This is a genomic window from Rhodophyticola sp., from assembly GCF_965284195.1.
Taxonomy (GTDB): domain Bacteria; phylum Pseudomonadota; class Alphaproteobacteria; order Rhodobacterales; family Rhodobacteraceae; genus Rhodophyticola.
On record NZ_CBDIRM010000001.1, the window covers coordinates 528,189 to 552,594 of the forward strand.

The window sequence follows — 24,406 nt, forward strand, 5'->3', positions numbered from 1 at the left end:
ACGACGTGGGTCAGGCGTTTCCCAGCTCGGTCCTGTTCTGCTGCGATCACAATGCCACCCGGTCGCCCATGGCCGAAGGGCTGATGAAGAAGTTCTATGGCCACCGGGCCTATGTCCAGTCCGCCGGGGTGAAGCATGAGCTGGAGATCGACGGCTTCGCCGTGGCGGTCTGCGAGGAACTGGGCGTGGAACTGGCCCGCCATCGGGTGCGCAGCTTCGACGAGATGCAGGAATGGGGAGACGATCTTTCGGGGTTCGATCTTGTGGTGGCCCTGTCCCCCGCCAGTCAGCGCATGGCGCTGGAATTCACCCGCCACTATCACCTGGATGTCGAATACTGGCCGATCCTGGACCCGACCGGTCTGGGCGAGACGCGCGAGGCCAAGCTTGCCGCCTATCGCCAGGCCCGCGACCAGATCATCGACCGGATGCAGGATCGGTTTGGCCCGCCGCTGGAACCAGCGGACGGTACGGCGGGCGAGGTGGGCTGAGCCGCGAAGGGCATCCGCAGCGGGCCGTCACCTCGCGCCCGAGACCGGCGCGACGCGCCGCAGGCACACAGCTTTGCCGCTAAATCCGGACCGGAACAGTTTTGCCTTGAAAAACGGGCGCTCAGGGCGCATTTACCCGCTACCCGCAGATTGGGCGGGTCGTTAAGCAAGGAGAGACCATGGCCAAGGAAGAAATGCTCGAATTTCCCGGCGTCGTGAAGGAACTCCTGCCGAATGCGACATTCCGGGTCGAGCTTGAAAACGGCCATGAGATCATCGCACACACGGCAGGCAAGATGCGCAAGAACCGGATCCGGGTTCTGGCGGGCGACAAGGTTCAGGTGGAAATGACCCCCTATGACCTGACCAAGGGACGCATCAATTATCGCTTCAAGTAAGCAGGCATGATCGGGGTCCGCGCTTTGGGAACCGATGTCCGGATATGGCGCGGGGCCTTGACATGAAACTGATCCTCGGATCGGGCAGCCCCCGCCGGAAAGAGATGCTGGCGGTGTTGGGCGTTGTGCCTGATATGATCGAGGCCCCCGATATCAACGAAGATCCGCAGGCAGGCGAGTTGCCGCGCCCCTATTGCCGGCGCGTGGCGCGCGAGAAGGCGCTTGCGGTGCAGGCGGGCCCGGACGAACTGGTGCTTTGTGCCGATACCACCGTGGCGATGGGCCGCCGGATCATGGGCAAACCCGCAGATGCGGCACAGGCGGCGGCATTTCTGACCGCTCTGTCGGGCCGCAGGCACCGGGTGATCACCGCGGTCGTCCTGCGCCGGGGGGAGCGGCTCTGGGAACGCGATGTCGAAAGCCGGGTGCAGATGAAGCGGCTCAGCGATGCGGAACTGAACGGCTATCTTGCAACCGGTGACTGGCGCGGCAAGGCGGGTGCATACTCGATCCAGGGCCCGGCGGGCGCGTTCATTCCATGGATCAGCGGCAGTCATTCGGCGATTGTCGGCCTGCCGCTTGCGGAAACCGCGGCGCTTTTGCAGGCCGCCGGCTGGCCGGTCTGGAGACCGGAATGAAAGGTCGGGTGGTCCTGCTGGATCAGGTCGCGGGCCGCAAGGCCGCGGCGCTCATGGTCGATGGCCGTCTGGAAGAGCTGGCCATCGATCCGCCAGAGGGTGCCGCGCCGGCCCCCGGCGCCATCCTGCGCGCGGTGTGCGACCGGCCGCTGAAAGGGCAGGGCGGGATGATCCTGAAACTGCCCGGGGGTGCGGGTTTCCTGCGCCAGGGCAAGGGGTTGAGCCCGGGTCAGCCGCTCCTCGTTCAGGTCACCGGACTGGGCGAGGGCGGCAAGGCCACCCCGGTCAATACCCGGCTGTTGTTCAAGAGCCGTTACGCGATCGTCACGCCCGATGCGCCCGGTCTGAACATCGCGCGCTCAATCCGCGACGAGGCGGAGCGGGACCGGCTTCTGGAACTGGCCCATGAGGCGATGGCAGGCGCGCCCGAAAGCCATGGCCTGATCCTGCGCAGCGCCTCAGATGGCGTGGACGCAGAGGCGCTTGCCGATGATATCGCCGAGATGCGCGCCCTGGCGGATGCGGTTCTGGGCGATGTCGGGGGCGACCCGGAACTGCTGCTGGATGCCCCTGACGCGCATCTTCTGGCCTGGCGCGACTGGTCGGTGCCCGACCCGGACGAGGTGCTGGATCATCCGGGCTGTCTTGCAGAACTGGGTGCGCTGGAGGCGGTCGATGCGCTGTTGTCCCCGGGCCTGCGACTGCCCGGCGGAGCGACCGCGATGATCGAGCCGACATCGGCCCTGGTCGCGGTCGATGTGAATACCGGGCCCGATACGTCGCTTGCGGCGGGGCTCAAGGCCAATCTGGCCCTCGCCCGCGAATTGCCGCGGCAGCTTCGCCTGCGCGGGCTGGCCGGCCAGATCACGCTGGATGTGGCGCCCATGCCCAAGAAGGACCGCCGCGGTTTCGAAGACGCGTTGAGACGGGCCTTTCGGGGCGATGCCACCGACACGGTCCTTGCAGGTTGGACGCCGCTTGGCCATTTTGAACTGCAAAGGAAACGCGACCGCTGGCCGCTGACGGAGCTTTGGCCCAAATGACTTGCCCGATCTGTTCGAAGAAGACCGCCCCGGAGTATCGCCCGTTCTGTTCGCGCCGCTGCGCGGATGTGGATCTGGGCCGCTGGCTGAACGGCAGCTACGCGATCCCGTCGAGCGACCCGGAAGACGCCGATGAACTGCCGGAGGCCCTGGAAAACGCTCGAAATCCCGGCCCTGGCCGGCCCCACTGACGGATGTCCGGGTATCGCGAAAAAAACGCCCACAGAGCTATGGACAGCCCCCGCCCAAACCCCTAGAAGGCGTGCACCCAACGGAGGCGTCCGCCCCGTTTCCCGTGCCCGGGTAGCTCAGGGGTAGAGCAGTGGATTGAAAATCCTCGTGTCGGTGGTTCGATTCCGCCCCCGGGCACCATTTAATCATTGAAAATTCATAATTTACAATAGCTTGAGGGCTTTCGGTTAACTCGCCTCCCCCAGCTTATCCCCCAAACAAAGCCTGTTGGACGCTCTTCGGCCTATTGGTTGAGAAATAAAGCGTTACTCTGTGTCTGGTATGGACAACATGCCTTAATCTGTCCCAGCGGGTTCGGAAACCATGTTCCTAGAATTTGTTCACATTTTGTTCAAGTGCCGTGCTAAGGCTGAACAGCGCAGGTTGAGGAAGATTTTCAGATATGGTCCCAAGCCACTTCGGTGGCGAGATACTCGCGGATCACCGTTCGAACGATGAACTGGCCTTGGTCCATTACCGCGAAGCGGTAGACATTTGGTTGAACGACCACCCAACCATCTGGCCTCATATCTTCGCCGGATACGAGCCTCTGCATCAGGCGGCTGCCTACCTCGGGCCATCCGGCCCCGTAGTCGATAGTTTCAAAGTCGGCCAGCATATCCGGGGACAGGGTAGGGATCGGCTGGATCGCCACGCGCGCTGGTTCGCCCTCCGCTGGCTGCCCATGCTCAAACAGGACATGGCCTCGGGCATTCTTTACAACGACATTTTGAATCCTCACCATGTCCGGGACAAAGGTGATCTGATCGTTTCCATCCGCGTCCTTGACGATCTGAAGTTGGGACTCGATTTCATCCTGAAGGCGGTAGTTGCTGTCCAGTATCTTCTCGGACCGCGCTACGACCTGTTGATCCGGGTCTGCGCTTCCTGCGAGAACCGATCCCAAGAATGCTGTGAAATACTCTTCGTCATTCGAGAACGAAGTATTGCAGGACTTGCATATGCGGACTGTCGGAAGATCATTCGGAAAGGGGCGATCAAGTATGGTTTTCGAGGGAACATGGTCGAGATTGCTCTCGACACTTCCGAAAACGGCTTTGCAGTGGATACACCACCCCTTGTGCCGTTCGTCAGCATAGTCCCGCATCTGCTTCATCGGTGATTTCCTTTCACCTTCAATAAATTTTACGCCCGCCGCACGGTTCTCTCGCTAACTCTGAACAGCCGTGCAATCTCCGCAACGGCACGGTGTTCGTCATCCCTCATGCGGCGCACCTCGTCCTTTTGTGCAGGCGACAGGGCAGGAGGCCTGCCGCCTATGCGGCCACGCTTACGCGCGGACGCCAAGCCTTCCTTGGTCCGTTCGGAAATCCGCTCGCGCTCGAACTGTGCAATGGATGCGAAGACATGGAATACCAGACGGCCTGCCGGCGTCGTCGTGTCGATGTCTTCGGCCAGGGACCGGAAGCCGGCACCACGTTCACCGATAGTTTCCACTAGCTCCAGAAGGTCTTTCAGAGACCAGGCCAGGCGGTCATACTTGGTGACCGTCACAACGTCGCCGTCGCGGAGCTGATCCAGCAAATTGTCCAGCTCTGGCCGTTCGCGCTTCGATCCGCTGATCTTGTCTGCAAACAGTTTGCCAGCTCCTGCCGCTGTCAGCGCGTCGGTCTGGGCATCGAGGTTCTGGTCATCCGTGCTGACGCGGGCATATCCGATAATCATCTTGCGAGATGGCCAGAAACGTATAGTTTTGTCCAGAATGTAAAGACCAACCAATGCCCCGATAGGTGGCGCGTGGAGCCATAAAAGATTGGAAGATGGGCCAGAGCCAGGACCGTTGGGTGAAGTTGTTGATCTATTCTGTGGCGTCGGCTCTCTAAGCCATGGCCTCATGAGAGCCGGTTTCGATATCAGGGCAGGCTACGACACCGACAGACGCTGCAAACACGCATTCGAGACCAACAACGAGGCGACCTTCCATACCAGGGATGTTGCGCTGTTGCAGCCGGAAGAAATCCTGGCTCACTTCTCCGGCGAGCGTCCGTCCGTGCTGGCAGGCTGCGCTCCATGCCAACCATTCTCAACCTATAAGCAACGCTATGACGAAGACCCGAGATGGGATTTGGTTGACAGCTTTGCACAACTTGCCGTGAAGGTCTCGCCAGACTTCATTACAATGGAAAACGTTCCCGCACTCCTGAAATACAGGGCCGGGGCCGTGTTCTCGAACTTCAGCCATACCCTTCAAAATGCCGGATACAATGTGATTTGGCAGGTCGCGAAATGTGAGCTGTTTGGCGTGCCGCAGAAACGACGACGCCTCGTTGTGGTTGCCTCTAAGGCCGCGAATCCGCCCCAACTCTCGCCGACGCATCAAACACCTCTGACGGTGAAGGATGCGATTGCAAACCTGCCGCCGGTCGCGGCAGGAACAAGGGCAGAAAACGATCCACTGCACATCTCAGCGTCCCTGTCCGAGACCAACCTACGCCGCATCCGCGCATCAAAGCCGGGCGGAACGTGGCGGGACTGGCCCTACGAACTGAGGGCAAAGTGTCATCAGCGATCGTCCGGGAAGACATACTCGGGGGTGTATGCGCGCATGGTCTGGGACGCACCGTCTCCGACGATGACAACCCAATGTTATGGGTATGGCAACGGTCGATTTGGTCATCCTGAGCAGGATAGGGCCATTACCTTGAGGGAAGCGGCGCTCTTGCAATCCTTCCCGCCAAGATATTCATTTTTGCCCGATGGCGAAACTCCGAACATGTCTGAAGTCGGCAGGTGGATCGGCAACGCCGTTCCGGTCGGGCTGGCGCAGGCGATCGGCAGATGTATCGGGTCGGTGATTGAGGAGAACGAGTTTGGCACCAGAGAAATCACCTGACCCCTACCGCTTCGAGATTTCGCTGAGTGTTCTGAATCATCTGGGGCGAAACCTATACAGGAACTTTGTCACGGTTCTTGGCGAGGCAATTTCAAACTCTTGGGACGCCAACGCTAAGAACGTCTGGATCGAGATTGACCGGGATAGTTCGTCATTTTCGATAAAGGATGATGGCGACGGCATGGACAGCGTTGATTTTCAAGGAAAATTCCTGAAGATCGGATACTCCAAGCGCAAGGCGGGTGGCAGCAAGTCTTCCACCGGACGGCCCTACATCGGTGCCAAAGGTATAGGCAAGCTGGCACTGCTTTCATGCGCAAAGCGCGTTTCCGTGTTCTCCAAAACCGGCGGAACAGACTACGTGGGCGGTGTTATCGACAATGCAGGCCTAGACGGTGCAATTCTGGGTGACAGAAGCACCGAAGAATATCCTCTGGAACAACTGGACTTCTCGCTTATCAGCGAACTGCAAGAGGGGCATGAGAAGGGCACGATAATCTACTTCGAGGGAACGAACGAACAGCTTAAGAACTCCGACGCGTATATAAAGAAACTTCTTGCCCTGAGCTTCAAGTTCTCGCTTCTGGACAAAGAGTTTACGATCCATGTCAGCGGTGATCCCGTCACTGTTGATGACCTGAAGCCGTTATCCGACGCGACCCAGTTTCTATGGAGGGTCAACGGCTACACCGACGGCTACATTGATGGGTTGAACAACCTCGAACTGCCTGTGTCTGAAGTGACGACACCGTTGGACATTAAGGGGTTTGTCGCGTCGGTAAAGAAACCGGCCAATCTGAAAATTACCGGAACCGACGAGCGCGGCACAATCGACCTGTTTGTAAATGGCCGACTCCGCGAGAAGAACATCATACGGCACATCCCGTCCCAACGGATTGTGGAAAGCTATATCTACGGGCAAATCCACTTTGACGCCCTTGATCGCGAAGGCACCGATCCCTTTACCAGCAGCCGGGAAGGTATTGTAGAAGACGATGAGAAATTCCGCAGTCTGATGGATTACCTCAAGCGGGACTTGCTCACGAAAATCATTGATGAGTGGGACAAGTTTCGCCTGGAGGTCAAAGACGAAGGTGACGACGACAACACACGGAAGTCCAAACGGGATCGAAAGGCACAAGCGCTTGTGTCAGAGGCCAAGAAAGACTTTCAACCTGATGACGACGCGCCCACAAAGGATATTGTCGAGGAATGGCTCACTGAAATGCAGGCGGATGCGGAGTTCAATACTTCTGCATATGTGGACTGTTTTCTGTCCGAAAATTTGGTTCGAAAATACATTGGTCACAAAAATCTCAGCCCGATCGACGGTATTCAGAAAGAGATAGTGAAATTCAAAGAGCGCGAAGAGAAGACGAAGCAGGCCGCGAATATCAGCTTCCCGATCCGGCAAATCTCTCTTGATCTGAGCTACTTGGATATGGACGCTCTGGCATTCACAGCGGAAGGCAGCAAGAACACAAACACTCAGTCTCTTTGGGGTGACGCTATTGGCTTCAAGCCCGTCAGAAATGCCGTAGGCCACACAGGACGCCTGACAAATGTGGCCAAGAACCACTTGAACACGACCTTTGAAAATATCAAAGCAAGGGTCCGAACTATGCTGTCAAATTGACGGCTTCATAGGTTAGTCGATCCGAATAGGAAGAGCGCGACCATAGCTTGGCCGGTTCCGCCAAAAACCTGCCAAAACCTTTTCTATTTTGCCGGGGGGTTTTGTCACTGCGAAGTAGTTGACCTTGCGTGGGTCAGAGCGGGGCGGCAGAAACGACCGTTTCTGACCGTTAATTATGACCAAAGGTTTTTGTCCGACATCGGCCGTTCGTGACGTGTGCGGCGAAAGTCGGAATCGAGCCCGATTTGACCCAGATCAAACACGCGATACAATGGATTGATGAAACGATATTGGACTACTGGCAGAGTGCTTGCATGTCAGAAGGGGTGGACATGGACGATAATCGGACGACCGGACAATGCCTGTGTGGCGCAGTAAAGTTTAGCATATCAGGGGAGTTCGAAAGCTTCTTTCTCTGCCACTGCGCCCGCTGCCGTAAGGACAGTGGCTCGGCTCATTCGGCAAACCTGTTTTCAACAACGGCAAAGGTCAACTGGGTGTCGGACCACAGCAATATCACGACATTCCGGCTTTCCGGATCACGACACATCAAGAGCTTTTGTAATAATTGCGGTTCCGCGCTGCCGGTTTTTCAAGTGGATCTTGGTTTGCTTGTTGTGCCTGCGGGATCACTTGATAGCCGGATCGACATACGGCCCAACGCACATATCTGCTTTTCCAGTCGCGCGGACTGGGACAGCGACCTGGCCTCCATCGAAAGGATAGACGGACTTCCGGGTTGAAGGTTGTGCCCGGTCATCCGACGATTGAAAAACAGTCATGCGAAAATGATGCGACAGTCCGCTTCGTCCGCACAGCGGACGGTCATCAGAGCGCCGATGAAGGCGCTGCTGTGCGCCTCAGGTGGTCAAAACTCAGATGTTTCTGTCACCGGCGAATAGGACCGTTTTTGCCCCATAGATTTTAACCGGAGATTTTTGTCCGGTGGCAAGGATACGCCTTCTTGGTCAATTTGTGGCCTGCCGGATGTTCAGTGGTCGCTGTACTAACCTTTTTTGGCCCTTTCGATGAGCCAAGCTCGGAATATTTTCGCCTCTGGTGACAATTTGGCTTGGTCATTGTACAGCAGCCGATAACTGCCATATGCGATACCATGATCCGACAGTTTTCTTAAACGGGCAGCTTTCACGTCGTTCTCGGCCAGCCTAGGCGATGTAAGAAAAATGCCATCGCTAGCGATGGCTTCTTCGAAAGCAAGAACCGCCGGAAGCGCACTAGTAGTAGCAGGTAAAGGCGTTGGCCCATATCCGGCCGTTTCGCACCACTTCTGCCAAAGTGTCCCATCATCTTCGTGGAGTAGCGTCTTTTGCTGCAAGTCTTTTGGTCCGCGTATTTTGTTAATTACGGGTGCTCCATAAGGATACACATCTTCCTCAAATAGGGGATCTTGTGATGTACTCACATAATCGCGGGTGCAGTATCGAATAGCGAAGTCAAACGCTCCTGTCCGCAGATCAATCACATCTCCGGATGAGACTAGCACAATCGCGATATCGGGGTGACTGCTGCGAAACTCACTGATGTGGCGCATAAGCCATTTCGCCGCAAAAACGGGTTCGCAGGTTACGGAAATTGGCGGGCTTTTCCCGGTCTTTAATTGCACGGAAACAACCGATATCTCATCCAAAGCAGAGGTGACAATCGTGAGGTATTTTTGGCCAATGGCCGTCAGCTCTACCCCTTTCGGAACTGTTCGAAAGAGTTCTGCACCGAGCTGCTTCTCAAGTCCCCTGACATGGCGGCTGATGGCTGAGTGAGTGAGGTTGAGCTCATCACCGGCACCCGAGAAGCTGTTGTGACGACCAGCGGCCTCGAAAGCCTTCAACGCGTTGAGATTTGGTAAAAATCTGCGCATTTCACTGTAACTTTTCCTGACGCCCCACTTTCGAAAATAGCATTTGAGGCCGCACCTCCACCAGTACAAACTTATGATCATTCATGTCGCGCTTTTCGGTCCTCGGTATGAGCTGTGCCTCATTATAACTTTCTGTTTGATGAGGTACAGCTCCCGCTTTGCATCGGTGTAGAGATGTTTTGCGGCGATGATCGGTTTGTTTGGGTGGCATGTCGTCTTCATCGTCTTGGTTGAGCGGAGTTGGAACAAAGATGGTCATTGAACAGTCGCAGCTGAACGAACGCAAAGCCAATTTTTCTGGCGTTTATAACGAAAAGACCCCCCACGCCTATTTCTCGACTATGCGAAGACTAGAATATCAAATTCCAGAGAACGCAAAACCACAGATCAATGCGGTCATAGATCAGATAAAACGTCAGGGCCAAAGCTCTGTCTCTGTTCTCGATCTGGGCTGCTCCTATGGTGTGCTTTCCGCTCTAATTCGGTTCGGCTTACCGCTTGATACGCTTTATCAGCGCTATCGCCTCACGACAGCTTCGAATGTCTCAGACTTCAGTCAAGAGGCAACTTGGTATGCCGACCGGGCTCAGAGAGACGATGTAAGGTTTTACGGAATCGATATCAGCACAAATGCAATCAATTTCGCCGTGTCTGTCGGACTACTCGATGCAGGTGTATCGGTTGATCTAGAGGACAGCAGCACGTCCGCGAATACGCTGTCTGTCCTGCCTCCGCGGCTTGATCTCGTCGTATCAACCGGATGCGTCGGATACATCACTGAGGTGACATTCAAAAAAATTCTTGCCTACCTAAGTGTTCCATCCCGGATGATCACATAGATCCTCGGCGATCTGCGTTTTTCATGGCAAGATCGGTTCTGAGTGACGTTCGGGACGGAGTGCAACCATGCTGATCCATCTTCACAAGCAGGCGACGACGACGCCCAAGATAAGGGCTGCAATCCAGGCGAGCGATGAGCCTGCATCGGCCCTGGCGTCACGCTTCGGCACGACTGAACAGACGGTGTATAAATGGAAACACCGCGACAGCGTTCACGACCGCAGCCATACGCCGCACCGCCTGCAAACGACGCTGACCCCGGCCCAGGAGGCCGTCGCCGTGGCGCTGCGCACGACGCTGCTGGTGTCGCTGGACGACCTGCTGGCGGTGGTGCGCGAGTTTCTCAATCCGAATGCCTCGCGCTCTGGGCTGGACCGCTGCCTGCGTCGGCATGGCGTTGGAAACCTGCGCGATCTCAAGGCGAAGGGACAGAAGCCGAAGCACAGCGCCTTCAAAGCCTATGAGCCCGGCTACATCCACGTAGACGTGAAATACCTGCCTCAGATGGCTGACGAAACTTCACGCCGCTATCTTTTCGTGGCAATCGACCGAGCGACGCGTTGGGTCTTCATCCGCGTATTCAGGGCCAAGACTGCGGCCAACGCCCGGCGCTTCCTGCGTGACCTGGAGCGCGCTTGTCCGCTGCGCATCCGCACGGTCTTGACCGATAATGGCAAGGAGTTCACCGATCGCCTCTTCGGCTTGCGCAGGCGCGTCGCGACCGGCGCTCACGAGTTCGACACGCTGTGCGCCGCCCTCGACATCGAACATCGCCTTACTCCGCCGAGGTCGCCTCAGACAAACGGCATGGTCGAGCGCTTCAATGGCCGCATCGAAGACGTGCTTCAAAGCCACCATTTCAAATCAGGTGAAGAACTGGAGACGACGCTGCACCGCTACGTCTGGCTCTACAACCAGCAACTGCCGCAGTCAGCCTTGGGCAGCAAGACGCCCTTACAGGCGATGAAGGACTGGCACAAACTCAAGCCGGAACTGTTCAAGAAACAACCATATTACCTGCCGGGATGTGACACCTAAGCATGGAAAATCCGCCAATTTTCGCAAACTTTGTTCTGCGCGCTTTTGACTACTCAAAGATTGAACATGTTCTTGCGCAGTATGGATTTGCAACATTCAAAGTGCCCTCTACAACTTTCATTCAACGTCGGTTTAAGGATCCCGTTGAACAGGCAAGCATTCTCTCATTGTTAAGGCATTCGAAGTCTCAACACGGCCTGGCAAGCCTTCCTGAAGAGGATGGTTACTATCATGCCGAGCTGTTCGTCAGCGTGCATCGATCAGCGAAGCTTGCCACCTTCTTGGACCTTCAAAGCATTGGAAAGGAACAATGATGACGGTCGAAATTGCCGCGCGACATTCACGCTCAGAAATTACGGGATACCCAAACTATCATCAGGTTTCGGATCTCGGGGTAGTCCAATTTCGGCACAGCTACGATGATGACTTGCTAGGGCACATTCTCAAGCGGGCGCTCGAGATCAAGGAAATGCATGCTGACAAGCGACAACTAAACCTGAACTATATTCGAGATGCAGCATCACATATCCCCGAAATAAACGATCTCTTGCATTCGCCAAGGCGCATGGAGGTTGCTGAAAAGTTGTCAGGGACTAGGCTGGAACCTTACCCGATCTCGATCATTTCGTCGATCATTACATTCACCAGTGCGCGTCCTGAAGATGGTGCAATCACATGGCATGCGGATGGTGTGCCTGTAACCGAACTCATTCCGCTATCGATCATCGACCCCCAAGGCGGTGAACTAGAATTGTATAGGGGATCCGCCGATGAGGGGCTTTACCGGGCTCATTCTGGAGAAGAAATCCCTCAAGACCGCATTATCAGCATCCAGCATCGCGAAGGCTTCAGTGTTCTCGGCCAACTCATGCGGTTGATGCACAGGGTTCGACCTATGACGAGAGGCTATCGCATCACGCTCAATTTGAATTTTCGATCAGCGGAAAAACCGTTCATTGATGACAACACCATGTGCTACTTGGCGGCCGACAATCCGGACTTTGAGTGGCAGAACGCCTACATCGAGGACGTTAAGGCGCGTCAGTTACCGGCCTATCTCCGTAGCATTAGCGCGGCTTCACCATGACACACTTTGAGACAATCCAAGGGCATTTAGGAACGGGGGGCAGCATATCGCCCCCACGCCGCATTGGCACATTGGTCTTGGCTTCCGATGGCTCAATAGAAGCTGATACATACTCGATGCTACCACATGGGTGTGTAGCTCATTTCAGCCGCATGGAAAATTACGAGACCTGTGCCGCACGGGGAACGGATCACCGCTCTGATCTTGCAAGATCCACGCGTCTTTTGGCGAGCTGTAAAGACATATCGGCCGTCATTTATGGGTGCACATCCGGCGAAGTCCTGCATGGTCGTGACTTTATTGAGGATGCGATTAGAGACACCCTGTCTGGTGCGTTTGTCGTGACCCCACTTGCAGCGGTTGTGGAAGCTTTAGAGATGTGTAGCGCGCAAACAATCTCGATCTTGAGCCCCTATGGGGATAGTCTGAACCGAAAGCTCGTAGAACTGTTCGAGAACAACGGCATTGCTGTTGAACAGGTTGCATCGCCAAATGAATGGAGAGCACGCGACCTATCTGCAATAGATATTCTCGATCTGACGACAGCTGCGAGCGCTATGGAGTTTTCGCGAAGCGGAGCGCTGTTTATTCCTTGCAACGCGCTGTCCGTTGTCAATGTGATTGATGGGATTGAAGCCTCAATAGACATGACGGTCCTTACCAGTACTCAAGCGAGCGTTTGGAAGGCCCTTCAGCTTCTAGACCAACTTGGCGCGCAATCTCTCGCTAAGTTTGGGTCGATTTTTTCCACTGTGGAGACACCAAATTAATGAGGACGGAAACTTTGCGGCCAAGCGTGTCAGCGACAGTCCTGTTGCTCACGTTGGTGGTTGTGATCTGGGGTGTAACTTGGCCTATCATGAAAATCGGCATCGAGTTTATACCTCCAGTCTTCTTCGGTGCCTTGAGGATGTTCGTAGGGGCCGCATTCATGTTCATCGTTGTGCGCGCTTATGGTAAAATCACACTGCCCTCCTACGCTGATTGGCCTATGGTTGTGAGTGTTGGCGTGCTGCAGATGGCGATCCCAACAGCTCTGATGCACTTCTCTCTCTCTTTTGTAGAAGCGGGCAGGGCGTCATTACTTGCATTCACACACCCGATTTGGGTGGCTCCCTTGGCTTTCATTTTCCTACGCGAACGATTAAACTGGGGTACGATCGGTGGTTTGATGGTCGGAATGCTCGGATTACTAGTGTTGTTCAATCCATTTGGATTTAATTGGACAGACCAAGATGTGCTGTTGGGAAATGGCTTACTGATCCTATCAGCACTCAGTTGGGCAATCGGAATAGTACATGTGCGGCTTCATAACTGGAATGCGTCGCCTCTCGCTCTGAGCCCATGGCAGATGCTCGTGTCGGGCATGTTGCTGATATCGCTAAGCCTGCTGCGCGAGGATCCATCGGAGACAGTCTGGAACCAAAATCTAATCTTGGTTCTGACCTTTGTCGGCATTGCTGCGACGGGGTTTGCATATTGGGGCGCTGTCATGGTTGCAAAAAGCTTGCCTGCGATGGTCTCGTCCCTCGGCTTTCTTGGAGTTCCGATTGTCGGAGTTCTATCTTCGGCGCTTCTATTGTCTGAGCCTCTGACCCTTACCCTAAAACTAGGCACCGGTCTTATCTTGGGGGGGCTCGTGATCATGACCCTGTTCCGAGAAAAAGCCGATGATTGATCCTAAAGGCACTTGGACAGCCCAAGAGGGGGGCGATGGCGGCCCGAAGTCGGTAAGGCTGGCCAAGGAAGGCGACGCTTGGCGGGTGACGCATCTGCAAAGAACCGGCTATCCTGAGCTGCATGGTGTAGGATTTACCTACAAGGGCTTTCTTTGCATTGCCCGAGGGCTGGTCCAACAAGCTGCTGATTTGGGTGATGTCGTTGGGCTCGTGAAATATGATATCACTCAGTTCGGGGAGCTGCCCGCTGCATGGTATCATTGTAGCCTGAATGGACAATTGAGCACTGGATTGTCCTCTGGGGGACCATCAACGAGCCTTCTTGGTGAGTATCGGGCAGACTATTCCTCCGGCGATGGAGCTGCCTTCAATCCTCTCAGAAAAACGATCTCTATGGAAGGCGACGCGATGCGTTTTGCATGGTGGGACGATGAGAGATTTCACTATCTTGGCATCGGTCAGATGGTAGCCGGCAGTCTGTTCGCAGCGTGGGGGCCGCCAGGCGCTCTTGTCCAATTTGCCTTCTACGACTTAGACACTGAAGACGGCACACTTCAGGGGCAGTGGTGGGACCTGGGTCGGTCATTTTCAGGTAGCGAAACGCTCATCAAGATCTGAGCCAAACGCTGGGCTTTAGAAGCCTTTTAAAGCGACCCGCCCAAAACCTGAATCGCGGGGATTCCCACACGCATGATTTTGTGATTCATCCTGTTTGGGAGGATGGATCATGTCAGCACCTTTGCCAGACGCGCTTCGGGTGCGGTTTCAGCGATACATTGAGGAAGGGTTAAGCGGTCGCGCGGCGGCATTTCGTTTGAAACTCTCGCCCGCCACGGGAGCGCGATGGGCGCTTGCGATCCGGCGGACCGGCCGGGCGGAGGCCGCTCCGCAGGGCCGACCAAAAGGCCGAGGCAAGCTGGACCCGCATCGGAGCTTCTTTGCTGAAATCATCGAGCAAGATGGAGACATCACGATGCCCGAGCTGAGTGCAGCCCTGGTTGACGCAACGAGTGTTCAGGCGCACCCCAACGCCATCGGCAAGTTCCTTCGCAAGCTGGGCTATACGTATAAAAAAAATCGCTGGTCGCCACCGAACGCCGCCGTGCCAAGGTAAGGCGACAGCGCGAAGACTGGTTCAAGCAGCGCGTCCCAGCCGTATCGAAGCACCCGGAACGCGTTGTCTTTATTGACGAAACATCCGTGAAGACGAACCTGACGCGGCAGCGGGGATGGGCCCCTTGCGGCAACCGCCTGATCATGGACGCCCCCTTCGGCTCATGGGGCACCCAGACCTTCATAGCCGGACTGAGTGCCGACGCGATGATCGCCCCCTGGGTGATCAAAGGGGCCATGGATGGCGCGGCCTTCGCCGCTTACGTTGAAAAGGTGCTGGTGCCGGAACTCTCACCCGGAACCGTCGTCATTCTGGACAATCTCGCCACGCACAAGAATGCCGAAGCGGAAAAAGCATTGCGTAAGGCAGGGTGCTGGTTCCTGTTCTTGCCGCCCTACAGTCCCGACCTCAACCCCATCGAAATGGCGTTCTCAAAGCTCAAAGCACACCTGCGCCGGATCGGAGCGCGAACATTCACCGACATGTTCAACGCAATCGCCGAGATCTGCGACCTCTACTCTCCCGACGAGTGCTGGAATTACTTCACGGCTGCCGGATATGTCGCAGGTTAAAGGCGGGACGCTTTAAATCAGCCGAGACCCGCTGACGCGCGTTATCGGTAAAAACTCGGGCCACCAGATGTTGTGGTGATTACCGGGAAGCGATATTATCGCGTCAGGCATCGTCTCGGAAGAAAGGAGGCGACTTGGGCCATAACCGCGTAAATACGGGACGAGGCAGCGATACCCTTGCTCAGCAAGGCTAACTGAAAACAGCGTCGTAAGCACGGATATCGTAAGGAAAGTCGCGCAACAGGATGGCTGGATCACCGTCTTCCGGCCCCGCCGCATGATAGAAAATTTCCAAGCATCCTGCTGTAATCGACTGCATCCGGTTTCACCTGACCTTCCCTGATCTTTCACACAGCCTAAGGCATGGGACAGATCAGTAACAATGGGTGCTCTTCGGAGTCCCATCGCTCATCAGGATGGACGAAAACTCAAGCGTTTCTGTCACCAACGTTATGAACGATTTTCGGGCATTTTATGCCCGTCCGCGCGAAGCGCCGGGCCTGTCGACGGGTGGCCTTTTGGTTGCCCGCCGACAGGTCACCTTGAAACCGCCTGCAACCATGATCACGCCAGAACGCAAAAGACCCCCGCCTGCTGACGGGGGCCTCGATCATTTCGGCGGTATGGAGCTGTTACTCGGCGGCCATCCGGTCGGCCTGCGCGGTGCGGGCCATGATGTAATCAACCGCTTTTTGCGCTTCGGACGCGGCGCGGAATATTGCGCGGCTGTCTTCCTTAATCGCGTCGAGCCATCCTTCGACATAGGCGGCGCTTTGATCAAATTCAGGCTCCACCCCGATCTGCGTGCAAAGCATGCAGTTGCCGATCTCCGCGACCAGCTCCTCGAACGCGTATGCCTTGCGATCATTGAACCGGCCAAAACGGTCCAGTCGCTTTGTCGCCCCTGTCCAGTGAGTCAGTTCGTGGGCCAAGGTGCCGTAATATCCTGTGGCTCTGTGAAACGTGCCAATCGGCGGCATGTGGATGCGGTCGGTCTTGATGTTGTAGTAGGCGCGCGGCTCCTCGGTGCTGTCGATCTGCGCGCCACTCGCGGCAAAGAATGCCTCCAACGCTGGATCGGCCAAGGTGCCAAGATCACGGGGCGGATCGGGTAAGATATAGAATTCAGCGGGCAAACCCTCGATCTGATCGTGTGTGGATGCTCCCGGTTTTGCAAGTCTGCTCTGGTTCGGATTCCTGGCGTCGTGATCGGTATCGCCCGTGTGTCAGGCCTCTCGATGTGACACCTTCCGCCACGGGCCGTTATGGTGTTCGAGGCTCCGGTTCCAAAATCAGCGTTCCGGACTCGAAGGTCCTGGACCAGAGTATGGTTTTCCCGAAGCTGAACGTGAGATCAGTTAGCCCATAATCCCCTCAGAACTCCTTGCGCTTCACCTCAGGCGTTGCGCCCTCGGCAAAATCCTTCAGGTGGCTTGATCAGGCGTAGGTGACCAGGCCGCCCGCGTATTCCTCTTTCTTCGTGACCATGGCCCAAAGTGCTCGCGCCATCTTGTTCGCGAGTGCGATCGCGGCGACCTTCCATGGTTTCCTTGCCATCAGGCGGCCGAGCCAGCTGTCTGGATCGACACCCTTGGCAGCGGCCCATCGCATGCAGACGGTCGCGCCATTTACGAGCAGTCGCCTCATATCCGACTGCCCCATCTTGTTCACCCGGCCCAAGCGGGTCTTCCCGCCTGTCGAGAGCTGCTTCGGAACGAGGCCAAGCCATGCGGCAAAGTCACGGCCGCGTTTGAAGGATTCCATCGGCGGGGCGAAGGCGAGGAATGCAGCTGCATTGACGGGCCCGACACCGGGCATGGTCTGGATGCGACGGGCAACTTCGTCTTTCTTGGCAATATCGGCCATCTGTCGCTCCAGCGTCTTGATGGACTGACCGAGCTGGCTGATCTGATGATAGAGCAATCGAACCGTCTCCAGCACAAGATCCGGGACGCGCTCGGGGTTTCGTTCAAGCTGCTCCTCGAAGGCGAGAAGCGCGGCATGGCCCTTCGGCACGATGACCCCATGCTCTGCGAGTTGTCCGCGCAGTGTGGTCATCATCCGAGCCCGCGCACGCGTGAACGACTGGTGCGTGCGGAAGAGGATAGCCTGCGACTGTTGCTCCTGACTCTTCACGGCAACAAAGCGCATGTCTGGCTGTCGGACTGCTGTCGCTATGGCCGCTGCGTCATTCGCATCATTCTTTCCACGCCTGACAAACGGCTTCACGTATACTGGCGGGATCAGTCGCACCTCGTGGCCTGCCGCCATAGCCGTCCGACCCCAATGGTGGCTCGTCGCACAAGCCTCCATCGCAACCAGGCAGGCCGGATGGGATGTCAGAAACTGCTCGAACTGCGCGCGGGAATATTTCCGATTGAACAGAATCTCGCCGTCCGTGGTGGTACCGCAAACCTGAAAACTGTGCTTTGCGAGATCAATGGCCAAGATGCTAACGTCCTTCATGGGTGCTCCCTTTCAATTTCACTGGCTTCAACCAAGTCCAGTTTGGCACATCGCGATGCCGTTGCGGGAGGGAGCATCCACCCAATCAGCGTTGAACACGCGGTAGGCCTTGGCATAGGGGATCTGGCGTTCCTCGCCGTTCTCGTCCTCGCGCTCGACGGTGCCGTATTTCACGACCGTGGCGGATTTCTCGCCCTTGCGGACATGGCCCCCAAGCTGCTTGGCCTGATTGAACGTCATCCAGCGGGCTGAGCTGTAATCCTTGGCCATCGCTGTCGCCCAAAGCATCAGGATATTGATGCCCCGATAGGCCTCACCGTTGAACCGTTGGGGCAAGCTGACCGATGCTCCGCTGCCGGTCCACGGCTTGCGCCAGGGCGGCGTTCCCGCCTCGATCTGCGCGACAATCTGATTGGTGACATGGGAGTAAACGTCAAACTTCTCTGCGGTCATTTGTGACCCTCCTTCGCGTGATGCGGTCCGGGTCTCTTCCCCCCTTTCCGCCAATGGGCGGGCCTTCCTGGTCTGATCTTTGGAATGCCCATGCATTCCGAAGGGCAGAGCAGGTAAGGGCAAAGCCCGTCCTGCGGCCTGGCGGGGCCGTGACAACCGGGTGGAGGGCGTGAATTTGGGAGGGAACCGCGCGCCTGCGCGTGGGAGGAACCGGAATTCTCGACCGGAACCGACGCCAACGGCGGCGCTTGCCGGTTTTCTCGGACCTGCCGGGATGGCAGGCGGATCAACAGGATGTGGAAACTGCCAGGGTTGGGGTGAGCGGGCGTCAGCCCGTCGATCCCCTTCCCTGTCTATTGCTTATAGCGAGATCGGCTCTTTGCCGTGATCACAGAATTTTTGTAGCTTCCTTGTTACCCAAACTGCAAATCCTTCGCGGCAATCAGCCTTCCTCTCGCTCCAATCGCCAGCCTGTTGGGTTTTCGACCCACCGGTTGATGTCGGACTCCCGCCACCCAGCACCGTGGACGCTGATCCGGAGCTGTGCGGGGAAGGTGCCCTCGGCGATCTTGCGATAGATGGTGGACCGGGACAGGCCGGTTCGGTCGAGGACGGTGTTCAGGCGGATGATACGATCTGGGTCGGACATGGGATTATTGCCTCCTGCTGGATGTTCTTGATCCAGACAGAACGCCGCGTGCTGTTGGCGCAAGACCGTCCGGCCCATCGTCGTAGCAGGGCGTGGAATGGGCGGCAGATCGGACGGGTCTCAGAGGCCGAGACCACGTCCCCTTGTGATGTCGATGCCGTGGCAAAAGGCGAGCTCGGCCCCGAGTCGGCGGCAAGAGTCCATGCTGATGCCAAGGGCTGCCTTGCGGTTGGCGAGGAGGGATTCCAACTGCGGATCGCGCTGCAGGCTCTTGGCCATCTCGCCCATCTCCGCGCGTGTCGACCGGTAATCGGACATCGTCCCCGACCGGTAGTGCGTCAGGCTGGTCCGATGGAGCTTTTGCCAGCGATCCACGAACTGTGCAGCCCGGCGCTCCGGAGTGTTGCGCAACTGCGTCTCAAGCTGAAGCGCCCGGATAGCGCGGTTGGCTTGGCCCGATCCGGCCTCGCGGGCAAGGGACGGGTCCTTGGCATAGGCCGCCTCGGCATCGCACCAGCCGTGAGGCCGGACCTCCTCGAAGGCCGCGCGAGACTCAGAAAGGTGGCGCAACTGATCGGATGTGCCGGTGCCGCCCCTCTCCTGAGCCGTGAAGACCGCATCCACCGCGCGGGCATGGCGCTTGAGGGCTTCGGTGCGGGCTATTCGCATTACCGCTTCCGGGTCGTCAGTCAAAGCCATTTCCGGCGCGTTCGCTGCTCCGCCCCTGATTTCTTTGCCGGCTTTTTCCCTTCCCGGCCCCCGCACCTCTCTCGCTCCAAGCGTGCCGCCTCTGGCAGAGCGCGTACCATCCGACAGCCCGTCGATGCCGTCGCGCAGCCGCTCCGGCATCACCTTGCGCAGGGCCTCGACGACACGTTCGCGGAAGGTGATGCCGCGCCTCTCGGCAAAGTCCTGCACCGGATTGGCGTCCACGTAGTCGAGCGCCATATCCTTGGCCCGATCGCGCGACAGGGTGCGGATCAAACGATCCTGACTGGTGAAGTCGTCGCGACCGTAGTGCAGGTTCAGTCCGTCCCGATGCCGCGACAGGGCGACATAGCTGCCATGGGCGTCCAGGCCCGGCGTCGCGAGAACATGGGTTCGGTCCACCGTCATGCCCTGGGCCTTGTGGATTGTCGCGGCATAGCCGTGGTCGAGGCGGTCGTAGTCCTTGAGGTCGAAGGCGATGGAGCGCCCATCATCGGTATGAACGGACAGGGACTGTGTGCTGGCCTCATGGATGGTCCCGAGCGTACCGTTCTTTACGCCCAGACCACGGTCGTTCTGCAGGAACATCACCCGGTCGCCAGACGCAAAGCAACGGTCACCCCGCTCGACCGTCAAGGAGACGTCCTCGCCCAGATCGCCCGCCGCGCGTTTCCGCTCCCGCGCCAACTCATTGAGCAAGAGCACTTCGGCGTTGGTGTGGGTCAGGATGATCCGGCTCTGGTCCGGTGTCGCCTGCCGGTCGCGGTCCCAGCGGTCGATCAGGTCGGCGCGCGCCTGCTCACGGGTCTCGGCGGCATGCACCATGCCTTGCGCCTCATAGGCCTCGATCGCCGCCCCGGTCCGACCGGTCGCCAGATCGCGGGTGGCGTTGCGCTGCCAGTCCATGCGTTGGCGACGCACCTCACCGATCTGCGCGCCGCCGTGACGGTCGTGAAGCGACCGGAAGGCCGCCCCGGCCTCTATGGATTGCAACTGCTGCTGATCGCCGACCAGCACCACCTTGGCCCCGGCATCTGCCGCATGTGACAGCACCCGCTCCAACTGCCGCGTGCCGACCATGCCCGCCTCGTCGATGACAAGGACATCACTGGAGGTGAGCCGGTCGCGATCCTGCGCCCAACCGTGTTCCAGGCTGGCGATGGTGCGCGACGCGATGCCCGATCCGGCCTCCAGTCCGTCCGCCGCGATGCCGGAGAGCGCCGCGCCGCGCACCCGATACCCCGCTACCTCCCAGGCCTCCCGCGCCACGCCCAGCATCGCGCTCTTGCCCGTCCCGGCATGGCCCACGACGATCCCGATATCACGCCCACCGGTAATCTGCGTCAGAGCGTCAGCCTGCTCGCGCGACAGAACCAGACCGCGCGCTTCCGCACGCGCCAAGGCTGCTTTGCGATCCGCGTCCCGCACGTCGTGACGTTCCTTCTCGGCCAAGACTTCGGCGGCGCGATGAAGGCGCTGTTCGGCCTCGATCATCGCGCGGGTGGTGAAACGGTCCTCGCCGCACCCATCCTGGCCAAGCACAACCAGATCGGGCCCGCTTCGGATCGCGCTTGTCACTGCATTGAACTGGTCGATCCCATCGCTGTGCCGATGGGCGAAGCGTGCCATGTCGCGGTCCGTGAAGGTCGATTGCTGATGGGTAATCGCCTCCAGTGCGAGCGCGGGATTGGCGATGATCCTCGCGCCGTTGCCGCGCGCAATCTCACGATGCAGTTCGGCCCGGTCGGCGGCCTCAAGACCTTCGCCCTCAATCCGCTGCGCTGGCGCGCCGATCTGGCTTTGCGGCTCCAGCGCTATGCCTTGGTCTTCCAGACTCCTGTGATCGATGCTTGCGTCGATGTCGAGTCCAGCCAGGCGCTCGTTGGCAAGCGTCGCCCAGCGTTCCCTCCAACGCTCGACCATCCCGGTGCTGTTCCAGTCGCGCACCTTTTTGCCAAACCCATCTTCATCGACGGACCGCATCGTCAGCATGACATGGGCATGGGGTTTGGGCAGGCCATCGGCACACCTGTCCCAATGCACATTGAGATCGGCGATCATGCCGTGATCCACAAACTCCGACTGCACGAAGTCGCGGGCGAGCGCGATGCCCTCTGCCTCACTCATCTCGCGCGGGATCGCGAACTCGACCTCCCGGGCCAGTTGCGCATCCTTCCTAACCTCGACCGCCTCGACCGCGTTCCAGAGCTGTTCGCGGTCGGACCATGCTTCGGGCGTGTTCTGCGGTAGCAGCACTTCGGAATGCACAACGCCGCGCTTTGCGGTAAAGTCATGAGGGCGCTCGATCCGGTCATCGCGCAAACGGGACGCTGCGCGATAGGCAGCGGACGCCACCGCGCTGGAGCCAGCCGCGCGCCCGATGACCTTCACGTGGAGATGATAGATCGCCATGATGGCGCAATCATCTACACAAGAACGCCCACGTCTGAACGACGTATAAGCGCGCCCTCCCTCAATAAAATCTCGGGATGGACCGGTGCGTCCCCAGCCGTCCTGGCGACTCTGCTGCCTTCTGAAACATGCCCCGCTATCCTCGCTGCATCAACAGGTTATGGAGGCAGGAATGCGCAAACCACGGGATTATGACGCTGAGTTGAAAGGACTGGAAGCGAAGGCGAAAGAGCTGAAGACTCGCAAGGTGCAACAGTTAGGTGAGTTGGTCATCACCACTGGAGCCGATGCGTTCAGTGCCGACGAACTGGCTGGTGCGTTGATCGTGTTGGCCGAGACCACGGACCCCGGCAAGAGGGAGGCCTGGGCGAAACGCGGGGCGGCGTTCTTTCAGCGCCGGTCGCGGCGATCTCAGAAAACGGCTGACCGCAACGCGGAAAGCACTCCGGCGCAACCGAGCGGCACGCAACCGGCACCAGGCGACAAAGGCACGGCATGACATGCGCAACTGGCAGGTAGAACGCCGCAAGCGCACACGGCATCTGATCGAACTTGGAGGACTTGTGGTCAAGGCACGCGTCGTGGAACTGACCAGCGATGATCGCGCTCTGATCTACGGCGCGTTGCTCTGGATTGCCGACAAGCTCGAGAGTGAACAAGGCGATCATGCACGAGAAGTTTGGGCCGAGAAGGGGAAAGGGGCGTTCGAAGACGCTCAGAAAGGAGATGGGCCCTTGGGCCGGTAGTGGACCAGAGGTCAGCGGCCAGCGACGTGTCAGGGGCATTGCCCCGTGCAAATCTTTGCCCAGCGGTCCATCAAAGGTCGCCGCTGATCGAGGAAATCGGTCTGGCGATAGGTCCGCACCACCTTGCTGTCCGAGGCGTGCGCCAGCACCATCTCGGCCACCTCGTGCGGGGCGTCCGTCTCTTCGGCAAGCCAGGTCCGTACACTGGACCGGAAGCCGTGCGGACGTGCTTCCAAACCTCTGCGCTCCATCAGCCGCGCCATGGTTGCGTCACTGATGACGCCCTTGCGAACCGACGGGAACAGATAGCCATCGCGCTCAAACGGGCGAGCGAGGTCGATGACATGTTGTGCCTCTTCACTGAGGGGCACGCGGAAGTCCTCTGCAGCACCGAGGCGTGCCTTCATGTTGTTCGCGGGCACGGTCCAGATATCCCCTTCGATCTCGTCCAGCCGCGCAAACCGCACGGGTCGTGAGCGAAGCCCTGTGAGGATAAGCAATCGCAGTGCGAGATGCGTGATCGTTGGCTCTTCCAGCGAGGTGTAGAACGCAGGGACCTCCGCCCACGGCATACTGGGGATCGACGTGACCTCGTGCCGCTGCCGACCGAGGAGTTGCTTCGCCTTGGCAACCGCCTGCAAATCGACATCGAGGCCCAGAGCGGCTGCGTGATCCAGAACGATCTTGAGGCGATTAGCGGCCTTCGTGGCTGTTGCAGCTTTGGCATGCCAGATCGGGGCTAAGGCGTCCCGGACATCGCTTTGGGTGATCTCGCTGACGGGCATGCGCCCGAGTTTGGGAAGCACATGATGCTCCAACGGGCTGAACCATCGTCCCGCAGCGCCATCCCCCTTAAGGTCGGCTTTGCGACTCTCGAAGGCGTCCGACGCGACATCTCTTAGAAGGTGGCGGCTGCGCATGGCGTCCTGGCGTTGCTTGCGCCGATGCTCGATTGGGTCTTTGCCTTTGGCGACCAAAGTCCGATACTCGGACGCAAGGTCCCGGGCGTCCTTCAGGGAGAGCGCCCTCAGCCCACCGAGACCCATCTCCCGTCGGCGTCCATAAAGCGTGTAGCGGAAAACCCATTGGCCGCCGCCGCCCTCGCGCTTGATCAGGCGCAGGCCATCGCCGTCCTCGTGCTTGCCGGGTGGCGCGGATTTGATGAAGAGGGCTGTTAGGTTCCCCAAAAATATATCCCCCAAATTATCCCCCACAGGTTACGGGATTTGCTGGAACGGCGCAAGCACTCCTGAGAGCGCCAGGCAAGGAAAATACATTTATTACAAGCTTCTAAGGTATCGCATGGGGCTCAATGGGACTGGAATGCCATGCCGCCCCCGGGCACCACGTTTCCTGCCATCGAAACCACGATGTCTCAACAAGCACCGCTTCCTCCGGGTCTGACCTGCCTTTGACCAGCGTTTCGGGCCGCGCAATGGCAGTTCGTCTCCGCCCCTTGTCATCGGGCGGGGATG

General features: G+C 58.2%; 28 protein-coding genes and 1 tRNA gene. 19 read left to right on the forward strand and 10 right to left on the reverse strand.

The annotated features are described in order from the left end of the window. Positions 1-5: 5 nt before the first annotated feature. The 6 genes from ACQ651_RS02675 to ACQ651_RS02700 all read left to right on the forward strand — a co-directional run bounded on the left by ACQ651_RS02675 (position 6) and on the right by ACQ651_RS02700 (position 2,942). Positions 6-491, forward strand: a complete 486-nt coding sequence (locus ACQ651_RS02675) for a low molecular weight phosphatase family protein (protein ID WP_430448169.1) — start codon at positions 6-8, stop codon at positions 489-491. Positions 492-670: 179 nt separating this feature from the next. Then, the gene (gene infA, locus ACQ651_RS02680) at positions 671-889 is read left to right on the forward strand and encodes a translation initiation factor IF-1 (RefSeq protein ID WP_011455993.1); all 219 of its coding nucleotides are present in this window, start codon (positions 671-673) and stop codon (positions 887-889) included. A gap of 62 nt (positions 890-951) precedes the next feature. Then, positions 952-1,527 (forward strand): Maf family protein, encoded by a 576-nt coding sequence (locus tag ACQ651_RS02685; protein WP_227283960.1) that lies wholly within the window; start codon positions 952-954, stop codon positions 1,525-1,527. Further along, a complete protein-coding gene (locus tag ACQ651_RS02690; protein WP_430448171.1) occupies positions 1,524-2,570 on the forward strand; it encodes a ribonuclease E/G in 1,047 nt (348 codons plus the stop codon). Before ACQ651_RS02685 ends, ACQ651_RS02690 begins: the two co-directional genes overlap by 4 nt. After that, complete coding sequence (locus ACQ651_RS02695) at positions 2,567-2,761, forward strand: DNA gyrase inhibitor YacG (RefSeq protein WP_121898539.1); 195 nt, start codon at positions 2,567-2,569, stop codon at positions 2,759-2,761. Before ACQ651_RS02690 ends, ACQ651_RS02695 begins: the two co-directional genes overlap by 4 nt. A 106-nt stretch (positions 2,762-2,867) precedes the next feature. Next, positions 2,868-2,942 (forward strand) — tRNA-Phe (locus ACQ651_RS02700). A gap of 256 nt (positions 2,943-3,198) precedes the next feature. Here ACQ651_RS02700 and ACQ651_RS02705 read toward each other — a convergent pair. Both ACQ651_RS02705 and ACQ651_RS02710 read right to left on the reverse strand, forming a co-directional pair. After that, positions 3,199-3,918 carry a hypothetical protein gene (locus ACQ651_RS02705; RefSeq protein ID WP_430448173.1) on the reverse strand — a complete coding sequence of 240 codons (720 nt, stop codon included), beginning with the start codon at positions 3,916-3,918 and terminating at the stop codon, positions 3,199-3,201. Positions 3,919-3,947: 29 nt separating this feature from the next. Further along, positions 3,948-4,487 (reverse strand): recombinase family protein, encoded by a 540-nt coding sequence (locus ACQ651_RS02710; RefSeq protein ID WP_430448175.1) that lies wholly within the window; start codon positions 4,485-4,487, stop codon positions 3,948-3,950. Positions 4,488-4,602: 115 nt separating this feature from the next. On the opposite strand from ACQ651_RS02710, the gene ACQ651_RS02715 reads away from it, so the two are divergent. From ACQ651_RS02715 to ACQ651_RS02725, 3 genes are all read left to right on the forward strand, one after another. Then, the gene (locus ACQ651_RS02715) at positions 4,603-5,655 is read left to right on the forward strand and encodes a DNA cytosine methyltransferase (protein WP_430448177.1); all 1,053 of its coding nucleotides are present in this window, start codon (positions 4,603-4,605) and stop codon (positions 5,653-5,655) included. After that, positions 5,633-7,291: an ATP-binding protein gene (locus tag ACQ651_RS02720; protein ID WP_430448178.1), complete on the forward strand. Its 1,659-nt coding sequence runs from the start codon at positions 5,633-5,635 to the stop codon at positions 7,289-7,291. The genes ACQ651_RS02715 and ACQ651_RS02720 overlap by 23 nt, the downstream gene beginning before the upstream one ends. 245 nt (positions 7,292-7,536) lie before the next feature. Next, positions 7,537-8,034 carry a GFA family protein gene (locus tag ACQ651_RS02725; RefSeq protein WP_430448180.1) on the forward strand — a complete coding sequence of 166 codons (498 nt, stop codon included), beginning with the start codon at positions 7,537-7,539 and terminating at the stop codon, positions 8,032-8,034. A 263-nt stretch (positions 8,035-8,297) separates the two neighbouring features. On the opposite strand, the gene ACQ651_RS02730 is transcribed toward ACQ651_RS02725, so the two are convergent. Together ACQ651_RS02730 and ACQ651_RS02735 are read right to left on the reverse strand one after the other, a co-directional pair. Further along, positions 8,298-9,167, reverse strand: coding sequence for a LysR substrate-binding domain-containing protein (locus tag ACQ651_RS02730; RefSeq protein ID WP_430448181.1), 870 nt, complete (start codon positions 9,165-9,167; stop codon positions 8,298-8,300). 1 nt (position 9,168) lies between these two features. Next, positions 9,169-9,426 (reverse strand): hypothetical protein, encoded by a 258-nt coding sequence (locus ACQ651_RS02735; RefSeq protein WP_430448183.1) that lies wholly within the window; start codon positions 9,424-9,426, stop codon positions 9,169-9,171. Between ACQ651_RS02735 and ACQ651_RS02740 the strand changes: the two genes are divergently transcribed. From ACQ651_RS02740 to ACQ651_RS02775, 8 genes are all read left to right on the forward strand, one after another. Next, positions 9,419-10,006, forward strand: coding sequence for a class I SAM-dependent methyltransferase (locus tag ACQ651_RS02740; RefSeq protein WP_430448185.1), 588 nt, complete (start codon positions 9,419-9,421; stop codon positions 10,004-10,006). The two genes, ACQ651_RS02735 and ACQ651_RS02740, sit on opposite strands and share 8 nt — an antisense overlap. Before the next feature lie 67 nt (positions 10,007-10,073). Then, a complete protein-coding gene (locus ACQ651_RS02745; RefSeq protein WP_430448186.1) occupies positions 10,074-11,045 on the forward strand; it encodes an IS481 family transposase in 972 nt (323 codons plus the stop codon). A 2-nt stretch (positions 11,046-11,047) separates the two neighbouring features. After that, positions 11,048-11,359 (forward strand): hypothetical protein, encoded by a 312-nt coding sequence (locus tag ACQ651_RS02750; RefSeq protein ID WP_430448187.1) that lies wholly within the window; start codon positions 11,048-11,050, stop codon positions 11,357-11,359. Further along, positions 11,359-12,132, forward strand: coding sequence for a hypothetical protein (locus ACQ651_RS02755; protein ID WP_430448189.1), 774 nt, complete (start codon positions 11,359-11,361; stop codon positions 12,130-12,132). The genes ACQ651_RS02750 and ACQ651_RS02755 overlap by 1 nt, the downstream gene beginning before the upstream one ends. Next, complete coding sequence (locus ACQ651_RS02760; RefSeq protein WP_430448190.1) at positions 12,129-12,902, forward strand: maleate cis-trans isomerase family protein; 774 nt, start codon at positions 12,129-12,131, stop codon at positions 12,900-12,902. The genes ACQ651_RS02755 and ACQ651_RS02760 overlap by 4 nt, the downstream gene beginning before the upstream one ends. Then, the gene (locus ACQ651_RS02765) at positions 12,902-13,810 is read left to right on the forward strand and encodes a DMT family transporter (protein ID WP_430448192.1); all 909 of its coding nucleotides are present in this window, start codon (positions 12,902-12,904) and stop codon (positions 13,808-13,810) included. The genes ACQ651_RS02760 and ACQ651_RS02765 overlap by 1 nt, the downstream gene beginning before the upstream one ends. Beyond that, a complete protein-coding gene (locus ACQ651_RS02770; protein WP_430448194.1) occupies positions 13,803-14,429 on the forward strand; it encodes a hypothetical protein in 627 nt (208 codons plus the stop codon). The genes ACQ651_RS02765 and ACQ651_RS02770 overlap by 8 nt, the downstream gene beginning before the upstream one ends. 109 nt (positions 14,430-14,538) lie before the next feature. Continuing rightward, a protein-coding gene (locus tag ACQ651_RS02775; protein WP_430448196.1) for an IS630 family transposase occupies positions 14,539-15,497 on the forward strand; the annotation gives its coding sequence in 2 pieces (ribosomal slippage) (positions 14,539-14,880 and positions 14,883-15,497; 957 coding nt in all). Positions 15,498-16,129: 632 nt separating this feature from the next. Here the strand turns inward: ACQ651_RS02775 and ACQ651_RS02780 are convergent. The 5 genes from ACQ651_RS02780 to traA form a co-directional block, all read right to left on the reverse strand. Beyond that, positions 16,130-16,633, reverse strand: coding sequence for a zincin-like metallopeptidase domain-containing protein (locus tag ACQ651_RS02780; protein ID WP_430448198.1), 504 nt, complete (start codon positions 16,631-16,633; stop codon positions 16,130-16,132). 301 nt (positions 16,634-16,934) lie between these two features. Then, entirely contained in the window at positions 16,935-17,963 is a 1,029-nt protein-coding gene (locus ACQ651_RS02785; RefSeq protein ID WP_430448200.1) for an IS110 family transposase, read from the reverse strand. Between the two features lie 27 nt (positions 17,964-17,990). Then, on the reverse strand, positions 17,991-18,416 hold the full coding sequence (locus ACQ651_RS02790) for an ArdC-like ssDNA-binding domain-containing protein (protein WP_430448202.1): 426 nt from the start codon (positions 18,414-18,416) through the stop codon (positions 17,991-17,993). Positions 18,417-18,858: 442 nt separating this feature from the next. Then, positions 18,859-19,065 carry a helix-turn-helix transcriptional regulator gene (locus ACQ651_RS02795; RefSeq protein WP_430448204.1) on the reverse strand — a complete coding sequence of 69 codons (207 nt, stop codon included), beginning with the start codon at positions 19,063-19,065 and terminating at the stop codon, positions 18,859-18,861. A 120-nt stretch (positions 19,066-19,185) separates the two neighbouring features. Then, positions 19,186-22,185 carry a Ti-type conjugative transfer relaxase TraA gene (gene traA, locus ACQ651_RS02800; protein WP_430448206.1) on the reverse strand — a complete coding sequence of 1,000 codons (3,000 nt, stop codon included), beginning with the start codon at positions 22,183-22,185 and terminating at the stop codon, positions 19,186-19,188. Between the two features lie 172 nt (positions 22,186-22,357). Here traA and ACQ651_RS02805 point away from each other — a divergent pair, with 172 nt between their 5' ends. Both ACQ651_RS02805 and ACQ651_RS02810 read left to right on the forward strand, forming a co-directional pair. Next, positions 22,358-22,684 carry a conjugal transfer protein TraD gene (locus ACQ651_RS02805; protein WP_430448208.1) on the forward strand — a complete coding sequence of 109 codons (327 nt, stop codon included), beginning with the start codon at positions 22,358-22,360 and terminating at the stop codon, positions 22,682-22,684. 1 nt (position 22,685) lies between these two features. Next, the gene (locus tag ACQ651_RS02810; protein WP_430448210.1) at positions 22,686-22,931 is read left to right on the forward strand and encodes a conjugal transfer protein TraD; all 246 of its coding nucleotides are present in this window, start codon (positions 22,686-22,688) and stop codon (positions 22,929-22,931) included. A 29-nt stretch (positions 22,932-22,960) separates the two neighbouring features. On the opposite strand, the gene ACQ651_RS02815 is transcribed toward ACQ651_RS02810, so the two are convergent. Next, on the reverse strand, positions 22,961-24,118 hold the full coding sequence (locus ACQ651_RS02815; protein ID WP_430448211.1) for a tyrosine-type recombinase/integrase: 1,158 nt from the start codon (positions 24,116-24,118) through the stop codon (positions 22,961-22,963). Positions 24,119-24,406 lie beyond the last annotated feature (288 nt).

Coding starts and splice junctions, on each gene's coding strand:
- infA (WP_011455993.1), top strand. CDS start 671: ATGGCCAAGGAAGAAATGCTCGAATTTCCCGGCGTCGTGAAGGAACTC.
- ACQ651_RS02685 (WP_227283960.1), top strand. CDS start 952: ATGAAACTGATCCTCGGATCGGGCAGCCCCCGCCGGAAAGAGATGCTG.
- ACQ651_RS02690 (WP_430448171.1), top strand. CDS start 1,524: ATGAAAGGTCGGGTGGTCCTGCTGGATCAGGTCGCGGGCCGCAAGGCC.
- ACQ651_RS02695 (WP_121898539.1), top strand. CDS start 2,567: ATGACTTGCCCGATCTGTTCGAAGAAGACCGCCCCGGAGTATCGCCCG.
- ACQ651_RS02705 (WP_430448173.1), bottom strand. CDS start 3,918: ATGAAGCAGATGCGGGACTATGCTGACGAACGGCACAAGGGGTGGTGT.
- ACQ651_RS02710 (WP_430448175.1), bottom strand. CDS start 4,487: ATGATTATCGGATATGCCCGCGTCAGCACGGATGACCAGAACCTCGAT.
- ACQ651_RS02730 (WP_430448181.1), bottom strand. CDS start 9,167: ATGCGCAGATTTTTACCAAATCTCAACGCGTTGAAGGCTTTCGAGGCC.
- ACQ651_RS02740 (WP_430448185.1), top strand. CDS start 9,419: ATGGTCATTGAACAGTCGCAGCTGAACGAACGCAAAGCCAATTTTTCT.
- ACQ651_RS02735 (WP_430448183.1), bottom strand. CDS start 9,426: ATGACCATCTTTGTTCCAACTCCGCTCAACCAAGACGATGAAGACGAC.
- ACQ651_RS02745 (WP_430448186.1), top strand. CDS start 10,074: ATGCTGATCCATCTTCACAAGCAGGCGACGACGACGCCCAAGATAAGG.
- ACQ651_RS02750 (WP_430448187.1), top strand. CDS start 11,048: ATGGAAAATCCGCCAATTTTCGCAAACTTTGTTCTGCGCGCTTTTGAC.
- ACQ651_RS02755 (WP_430448189.1), top strand. CDS start 11,359: ATGACGGTCGAAATTGCCGCGCGACATTCACGCTCAGAAATTACGGGA.
- ACQ651_RS02760 (WP_430448190.1), top strand. CDS start 12,129: ATGACACACTTTGAGACAATCCAAGGGCATTTAGGAACGGGGGGCAGC.
- ACQ651_RS02765 (WP_430448192.1), top strand. CDS start 12,902: ATGAGGACGGAAACTTTGCGGCCAAGCGTGTCAGCGACAGTCCTGTTG.
- ACQ651_RS02770 (WP_430448194.1), top strand. CDS start 13,803: ATGATTGATCCTAAAGGCACTTGGACAGCCCAAGAGGGGGGCGATGGC.
- ACQ651_RS02785 (WP_430448200.1), bottom strand. CDS start 17,963: ATGAAGGACGTTAGCATCTTGGCCATTGATCTCGCAAAGCACAGTTTT.
- ACQ651_RS02790 (WP_430448202.1), bottom strand. CDS start 18,416: ATGACCGCAGAGAAGTTTGACGTTTACTCCCATGTCACCAATCAGATT.
- ACQ651_RS02795 (WP_430448204.1), bottom strand. CDS start 19,065: ATGTCCGACCCAGATCGTATCATCCGCCTGAACACCGTCCTCGACCGA.
- traA (WP_430448206.1), bottom strand. CDS start 22,185: ATGGCGATCTATCATCTCCACGTGAAGGTCATCGGGCGCGCGGCTGGC.
- ACQ651_RS02805 (WP_430448208.1), top strand. CDS start 22,358: ATGCGCAAACCACGGGATTATGACGCTGAGTTGAAAGGACTGGAAGCG.
- ACQ651_RS02810 (WP_430448210.1), top strand. CDS start 22,686: ATGCGCAACTGGCAGGTAGAACGCCGCAAGCGCACACGGCATCTGATC.